Below are 8,195 nucleotides of genomic sequence, written 5' to 3'. Positions count from 1 at the left end.
ATTATATAAGATTATATTAATTAAAGTTTTAATACAATGCCAATGTTAAATTTCACAAAAGGAGAATCAAATGTCTTATACACAAGATGTTATTGAAAAAGTCCAAAGACTTTATCCCGACCAAGTAGAGTTTCATCAAGCAGTTAAAGAGGTATTAGAATCTATTGAGCCCGCACTAAAAAAAGATAAAAGATATGAAACCTATAAAGTTTTAGACCGTATTGTAATTCCAGAGCGTCAAATTAACTTTCGCGTAACTTGGGAAGATGATAAAGGTGAGATTCAAGTCAATCGTGGTTATCGTATTGAGTTTAGCTCCTTGCTTGGACCTTATAAGGGAGGCTTGAGATTCCATCCTAGTGTAACAGAAGGCATTATTAAATTCTTGGGATTTGAGCAAATTTTTAAAAATTCTTTGACAGGGCTTGCAATGGGTGGCGGCAAAGGTGGAAGCGACTTTGACCCTAAAGGTAAAAGCGATAGAGAAGTAATGCGATTCTGTCAAGCGTTTATGAATGAATTGTATCGTCATATTGGAGCGCATACAGATGTGCCAGCAGGAGACATTGGAGTAGGCGGACGAGAGATTGGTTATTTGTTTGGACAATACAAAAAACTAACGAATCGCTACGAGGGTGTTTTGACGGGTAAATCTCTGCTTTGGGGCGGAAGTTTGGTGCGCACAGAAGCAACAGGTTATGGAAGTGTGTATTTTGCACAAGAAATGTTAAAAAATAGCAATTTTGGAGAGTTAGAGGGCAAAACTTGCTTAGTTTCAGGAAGTGGAAATGTTGCAATTTATACAGTGGAAAAACTCCAACAACTTGGAGCAAAACCTGTAACAATCAGCGATTCTAAGGGTATGATTTATGATGAAAAAGGCATTGATTTAGCATTATTAAAAGAGATTAAAGAAGTAAGACGCGAAAGCTTGGAATCTTATGCTAAAGAGCGCAGCAGCGCAAAATGGACAAGTGTAAAAGATTATCCAAAAGATTCTAATCCATTATGGGCGATTCCAGCATTTGCGGCATTCCCAAGTGCAACACAGAATGAAATTAACGCAAAAGATGCGGATAATTTGCTTAAAAATGGTTGTAAATGCGTGAGTGAGGGTGCAAATATGCCTTCAACCATTGAAGCAGTGCATAAATTCTTGAATGCAAAAATTTGCTATGGTCCGGGCAAAGCAGCAAATGCTGGCGGTGTAGCGACAAGCGGGCTTGAAATGAGCCAAAATGCGGCAATGACTGCTTGGACTTTTGAAGAAGTGGATAAAAAATTGCATAATATTATGAAAAATATCTATGCAAATGCAAGCGAAACTGCAAAAGAGTTTGGCGAACCTACAAATCTTGTGCTTGGAGCAAATATCGCAGGATTCAGAAAAGTTGCAAACGCAATGATTGAGCAAGGTTTATAATGGCTTTTCTTAACCAAAGAATGATGTTTTGAAGCTATTAAAAATTTCTTTCTTTATTCTTATTAGTTGGAATCTCACTTTATGTGCGGAGATTCCACACTTCAAACCCTATACACAGAACTTAATCTCCAAAGAAGAATTAACGCAATTTGTAATGAGCGAGAAACTAGATGGTGTGCGCGGAATTTGGAATGGCAAAAACTTAAAAACTCGCAAAGGTAGCCTAATTTATGCTCCAAAGTTTTGGCTTGTAAATTTTCCTCCTTTTATTCTTGATGGTGAATTATGGCTGACTCATAATGAATTTGAGAGGACTTCAGGCATTGTGAGGGATTTTGTGCCTGATGAATCTAAATGGCAAGAGATAACTTATCAAGTTTTTGATGTGCGCGGGGTTTGTGAGAAATGCTCTTTAAGTGAGCGTTTAAACTATTTGGAGAATTATTTAAAGAAAATCCCGAATCCTTATATTAAAATTATCCCCCAAATCCCCATAAAAAATCCTCAACATTTAGAATCTTATTATCAAGAAATCTTAAATAAGGGTGGGGAGGGTTTAATCTTGCGTAGGGATTCTTTCCCAGATATTGGTTATAAGCTCAAACCTTTTACAGACGCGGAATGTATCGTGCGGGGTTACACGCAAGGCAAAGGAAAAAATATTAATGGAATCGGTGCAATTTGGTGTGAGGGCGAGGTTTTGGGAGAGAAAAAATATTTTAAAATTGGTTCGGGATTTTCCTCTGAAATGCGTCTCAATCCTCCCAAAATAGACACGATAATTACTTATAAATATCAAGGTTATACCAAAAATAAACTTCCTAGATTCCCTGTATTTTTAAGAATTAGAGAAGATGGAATCTAAACAAGCCTTTTGATATTTGCAAATGAATCTTTTAGAATGCTTAAATTTTGTTGCAAAATTTAATGGAAATGGTGTAAAATACACTTTTTTAAATATCTTTAGGATTAATTTTGAGAATCAAGAATTTCTTATTTCAAAGCTTTGCACAAATCTTTTTTCCTATTTTTTTAGTATTATTTTTTATTGCTTCGGTGGTAATTTTTATCCGCGTTGCAAGCGTTACTTTTGTCGTTAAAATCAGTTTTCTTGAATTGCTTTCTCTTTATTTTTATACGCTTCCTACAATGATTTTTTTTGTGATACCGCTTAGTTTTTTTATCGCTTGCGTGCTTGGATTGTCCCGTCTTAGCTTTGATTATGAATTACCTGTTTTATTTGCGCTTGGAATGAATCCACAAGTGATTATTAAGATTTTTTTGCCCATTGCATTATTGGCTAGCTTTAGCCTTTTGATTTTATCATTAGTCTTGACACCTTTAAGCGATGTGGCGTATCGGCAGTTTTTAGAAGAGCGCAAAAATAGCATTAATATCAATCTGCAAGCAGGTGAGTTTGGACAAAAGCTTGACAAATGGCTTGTTTATGTGCAAAAAGGCAAGGAAGACACAAATGTTTATGAAAATATTGTGCTTTTATCGCTTGCAAAAGAAAACAACAAGGAAAATCAAGGACTAATCTTTGCAAAAGAGGCGAAAATCGTTAATTCAAATGGCACAATGGAAGTTATTTTAGAAAATGGCAAAGTTTATCGTAAGCTTGATGAATATTTTGAAAGAATTGGATTTGAACAATTGATTTTAAGAAATGCGATTCAAGCTTTTGAGGGGGCGAAGCTCGGACTGATAGAATATTGGCAGCAAGCATTTTATCCCAATAAAAGACAAGAAAAAACAAAAAGGAATCTTAGTATGTCCATTTTGCTTTCTCTTTTTCCTTTGATGAGTTTGTTTTATTATCCATTTTTGGGCATTAAAAATCCTCGCTATCAAAAAAATTATACAATTTTACAAGCAATGGCGGTTGTAGGATTATTTTATGCTTTAATGTATCTTTGTGCTAGTTATATTCCTCTGTTTGGTCTTGTGCTGTTGCCGCTTGTTTGGATAGTGGTTGGTTATTGGCTCTATTGGCGCTATATTAGACGATTCTATTAGTTTATTTAAGCTAGATAAGAATGAGTTTTGCGCGAGATTCCATCAAGGTTGCAATGCGGATAGCTTACAATGGAGGGGTGTTTTTTGGGTTTCAAAGTCAAAAAGATGTTTTAAGTGTCAGTGGAGCGATAGAAGTTGCGTTGCGGAGTGTTGGAATCTTTAGCAATTTTATTGGGAGTGGGCGCACAGATAAGGGAGTACATGCAAGTGCGCAAGTGATTTCTTTGGAGATTCCATATTATTGGTGTAATTTGGAACTTTTGAAGCAGCATTTGAACGCAAAACTTTTACCCTTTATTAAAGTCAAGCAAATTTGGATTGTTTCGGAGGATTTTAATGCGCGATTCTCTGCCAAAAGAAGAGGATATTGTTATGTGCTAAGCAAGCAAAATTCTCCTTTTTTAAACGCTTTTAGTTTGCCTTATTCTATTCAAAATGTTGCATTGTTAAAACAAGCTTTAAAGATTCTTGTAGGCACTTATGATTTTAGGGCTTTTATGAAAGTGGGTGGTTGCGGTGATGAGGATATAAACCTCCAATGCAAAGAATCCGAAGTAAAATGTAAAGAAATAAAAGGGCAGAGTGTGCGCACAATATATAGAACAAGATTGCTAGAGAGTAGGCATTTTTGGATTTTATCTTTTTGGGGAAATGGATTTTTGCGCTCCCAGATTCGTTTAATGGTCGGATTTTTGCTAGAAATTGATAAAGGGTATTTGGGTTTAGAGGAGCTTAAGGCGCAATTAATGGGCAAAGAAATTTATAGAATCCCTGTCGCACCTAATGGATTATTTTTGACGCGCGTAGATTATTAAATTAATGGGATTAACTTTAAGCTTAAAAGCCTCAAGCCAAAGTGGCTTTGGCTTGAGAAAGCAAAAATCGTGAATTACAATTCAGGTTTAGGTGTTTTATCTGTAGCAATAGGTAGCTGTGGATAAACAACTTGCGGTTTTTCACCACTTAAAGCTTTTAAGAAAGTTGCAATTTTCTTAGCTTCAGCATTTGTAATATTAATTCCAAGTTGAACACTTCCCATTTCTTTAATTGCTTCATTTAAATCCCAAATTGCTCCATTGTGGAAATAAGGTGCGGTTTCAGCAATATTTCTTAAAGTAGGTGTTTTTACCATACCATTTGCATCTCCTTTGAAATCTCCTAAATTTGCAAATTTATATTTTCCTGCGACTTCAAAAGATTGCATACTGCCACCAAGATTTACACCTGTATGACACGCAGCACAGCCTTTATCTAAGAAGACTTGCAAACCTTCTTTTTCTGCTTTACTAAGTGCTTTGTCATCACCATTCAAGAACGCGTCATAACGAGAAGGTGTAATGAGTGTGCGTTCAAAAGTGGCAATTGCATCTGCGATATTGTTGAAAGTTACTCCACTTCTGCCATAGATTTTTTTAAATTCTGATTGATATTCTGGTAGAGAAGAGATTTTTTGAACAGCGAGTTTCGCAGGTGTTGCCATTTCTGGTTCTGCTTCAATAGGTCCTTTGGCTTGGTCAGCTAAGTCTCCTGCGCGTCCGTCCCAAAATTGTGCAGAGTTTAATACGGAGTTATAAACTGTGGGTGAGTTGAGATGGTGTGGGTTAGCTACCCATTTGTGTCCAACTGCTGCAGAGATTCCATCTGTGCCACCCAAGCCCAAGTTATGACAGGTATTACAAGAAATCAAACCGCTTTTGGAGAGACGAGGTTCAAAATAAAGTTTTTTACCCAATTCCGCTTTTTCTTGAGAGAATGCACTAAACTTTACTCCAAACTCTTTGAGCATAGCCTCTATACCTGCTTGGTCTTTTGGTAGTGGCACTAATCCACTATCTTTTGCTTGACTAAGAAGGTCTGCTGCACTAAGCGTAAGAGTGGAAGCAACTAAGATTGATGACAATGAGACGATAAAACGTTTCATTTAAACCCCTTTCGTGAAAGTTTTGATTGCTAAGACAATCAAAAAAATTTTATCTTATACAGACTTTTAAAAATATTAATTAAAGAATAAAAATTTTCTTTTGTGATTTATAGATTTAGGATAAGAAAACGAAATGAGATTCGTAGATTTAGAAAGTTGGCTTTAAAAATAAGAAATTTGGAATCTAGGAAAACTCCTAAATTCCAAATAGAGTTAAGCTAAAGTGTAATCTTCAATGAGGTTGAAATTTAAATAGCGATAGATTCTGGATTCTTTTCCTTCTATTTTTTTAGGGATTAAATCTAGGTATTCCTGTTTAGTTGGAATCTTGCCTAATAATGCACAAATAGCTGCCAATTCCGCACTTCCAAGATAGACTTGCGCGCCTTTGCCCATACGATTATCAAAGTTTCTAGTAGAAGTTGAGAAAACTACCGCTTCATCTCGGACGCGTGCTTGATTTCCCATACATAGACTACAACCCGGAATCTCAATCCTTGCTCCTGCTGCACCAAAGAGCGAATAATAACCCTCATCTACCAATTGTTTTGCGTCCATTTTGGTAGGCGGTGTTACCCAAAGAGTTGTAGGAACCATACCTTCGTCTTTCAATACTTCCCCTAGTGCGCGATAATGTCCAATATTTGTCATACAGCTTCCTACGAAAACTTCATCAATTTTGTGTGGTCGTTTGGAATCCGCTAGAATTTCGCTTAGTGTAGCAACATCATCGGGGTCATTGGGGCAAGCCAAGATGGGTTCGGTGATTTCGTTTAGGTTAATCTCAATCACAGCGGCGTATTCGGCATTGGAATCTGCTTTGAGAAGAGTTGGATTGTCAATCCAATCTTGCATTCTTTTTGCTCTACGTTCTAGTGTTTTTGCGTCTTGATAGCCTGCTTGAATCATTGCGTTAATAAGAGTGATGTTGGATTTTAGATATTCAATAATAGGCTCTTTGTTAAGGGCGACGGTGCAAGCTGCTGCACTTCTTTCTGCACTTGCATCGCTTAATTCAAAAGCTTGTTCTACTTTTAAATCTGGCAAGCCCTCAATTTCTAGGATTTTTCCGCTAAAGATATTCTTTTTGCCTTTTTTCTCCACCGTGAGCAAGCCTTTTTTGATTGCATAATAAGGAATCGCATTGACTAAATCACGCAAAGTAATGCCAGGTTGAAGTTTGCCGCTAAAGCGCACAAGGACGGATTCGGGCATATCTAATGGCATAGAGCCTGTAACAGCCGCAAATGCGACTAATCCACTTCCTGCTGGGAAACTAATGCCAATAGGGAATCTCGTGTGAGAATCTCCTCCCGTTCCAACGGTGTCTGGCAGCACCATACGATTCAACCACGAGTGGATTACGCCATCTCCGGGACGCAATGCAACACCTCCGCGACTACTCATAAATTGTGGCAAGCTCGCGTGAAGCTTGACATCAGCAGGCTTTGGATAGGCGGCGGTATGACAGAAACTTTGCAATACAAAATCTGCACTAAATCCCAACGAAGCAAGTTCTTTTACTTCGTCTCTTGTCATTGCTCCTGTGGTGTCTTGACTACCCACGGTTGTAACAAGCGGTTCGCAATAAGTTCCGGGCAAGATTCCCTCTACACCGCAAGCGCGTCCTACCATTTTTTGTGCCAATGTAAAGCCTTTTGCGTTAGACTTTGGAGTTTGTGGTTTGGCAAAAATGTCCTCTTTTGGCATTCCTAATGCCTCTCTTGCTTTTGCGGTAAGTCCTCGTCCAATAATGAGATTGATTCTACCACCCGCACGAATCTCATCAGCTAAAGTAGTAGGTTTGAAGTCAAACTTAGACACAACGGCACCATTTTTGTGAATTTCACCTTTAAAAGGGTAGATTTCAATGACATCTCCCTCGTTGAGTTCTGTTACAGGTGCGATGATTGGCAGACAACCGCTATCTTCACAGGTGTTAAAGAAAATTGGAGCAATCACGCCACCAATGACAAGCCCACCTGCTTTTTTGTTTGGGATATATGGAATCTCGCGTCCCATATGCCATACAAGTGAATTGCAAGCAGATTTTCTTGAGCTACCTGTGCCGACAACATCTCCAACATAGACAAGCGGGTGTCCTTTTTTCTTGAGTTCTGCGATTCTACCAAAAGCATTTTGTGTGCGACTTTTTAACATTGCTTGCGCGTGCAATGGAATATCGCTACGCGTAAAGGCATCTCCTGCTGGGCTTAAATCGTCCGTATTTGTTTCACCATCTATTTTAAAAACCGTTGCAGTGATTTTTTCTTCTAATGCAGGTTTGTTCAAAAACCATTCTGCATTAGCCCAAGATTGTAAAACCTCCTTTGCAAAAGCGTTACTTTTTGAAACTTCTACGATTTCATTAAAAGCGTCATACACAAGTAAAGTATGCTTAAGTGCCTCTGTTGCTGCTTTTGCAGAATCTTTATCGCTGGATTTTAAGGCTTTGATAAGCGGTTGGATATTGTATCCTCCAAGCATTGTGCCAAGTAGTTGAATCGCGAATGTTTTAGAGATTCCCTCTACATTGATTTTACCCTCTACGATAGAATCCAAAAATTCTGCTTTGACTTTTGCTGCTTCATCTACTCCGGGACTGACGCGATGAGAGAGTAGCTCTATTAATTCTTTTGTGCGCTCACCTTTTTTGAGCAATTCAATAATTTCTAAAGTTTGTTCTTTGCTCAAAGGAAGTGGTGGAATATTTTGTTTCGCACGCTCATTGACTAATTTATCATATTCTTCAAAAAAACTCATTTGTTCCCCTTGTTAGTAATGTCAAATCTAATAATACAAAATTTTCCATTCAATTATGCACATTTAGAT

General features: G+C 37.7%; 6 protein-coding genes. 4 read left to right on the top strand and 2 right to left on the bottom strand.

The genetic code is table 11. From position 1 onward, the window contains the following. The first annotated feature begins 70 nt into the window (after positions 1 to 70). From gdhA to truA, 4 genes are all read left to right on the top strand, one after another. On the top strand, positions 71 to 1,423 hold the full coding sequence (gene gdhA, locus K2N75_RS05115) for an NADP-specific glutamate dehydrogenase (protein ID WP_297681533.1): 1,353 nt from the start codon (positions 71 to 73) through the stop codon (positions 1,421 to 1,423). 28 nt (positions 1,424 to 1,451) lie between these two features. After that, positions 1,452 to 2,288 (top strand): DNA ligase, encoded by an 837-nt coding sequence (locus tag K2N75_RS05110; RefSeq protein ID WP_297681531.1) that lies wholly within the window; start codon positions 1,452 to 1,454, stop codon positions 2,286 to 2,288. Between the two features lie 110 nt (positions 2,289 to 2,398). Further along, the gene (locus K2N75_RS05105; protein ID WP_297681529.1) at positions 2,399 to 3,442 is read left to right on the top strand and encodes an LptF/LptG family permease; all 1,044 of its coding nucleotides are present in this window, start codon (positions 2,399 to 2,401) and stop codon (positions 3,440 to 3,442) included. Positions 3,443 to 3,462: 20 nt separating this feature from the next. Further along, positions 3,463 to 4,257, top strand: coding sequence for a tRNA pseudouridine(38-40) synthase TruA (gene truA / locus K2N75_RS05100; protein WP_297681527.1), 795 nt, complete (start codon positions 3,463 to 3,465; stop codon positions 4,255 to 4,257). A gap of 74 nt (positions 4,258 to 4,331) precedes the next feature. Here the strand turns inward: truA and K2N75_RS05095 are convergent, their stop codons facing one another. Together K2N75_RS05095 and acnB are read right to left on the bottom strand one after the other, a co-directional pair. Next, positions 4,332 to 5,363, bottom strand: a complete 1,032-nt coding sequence (locus tag K2N75_RS05095; RefSeq protein ID WP_297681525.1) for a cytochrome-c peroxidase — start codon at positions 5,361 to 5,363, stop codon at positions 4,332 to 4,334. A gap of 213 nt (positions 5,364 to 5,576) precedes the next feature. Beyond that, positions 5,577 to 8,126, bottom strand: a complete 2,550-nt coding sequence (gene acnB, locus K2N75_RS05090; protein WP_297681523.1) for a bifunctional aconitate hydratase 2/2-methylisocitrate dehydratase — start codon at positions 8,124 to 8,126, stop codon at positions 5,577 to 5,579. Positions 8,127 to 8,195: the final 69 nt, after the last annotated feature.

Source organism: Helicobacter sp. (assembly GCF_029067145.1).
Lineage (GTDB): Bacteria > Campylobacterota > Campylobacteria > Campylobacterales > Helicobacteraceae > Helicobacter_D.
This window is presented reverse-complemented; position numbering and strand designations above follow the sequence as displayed.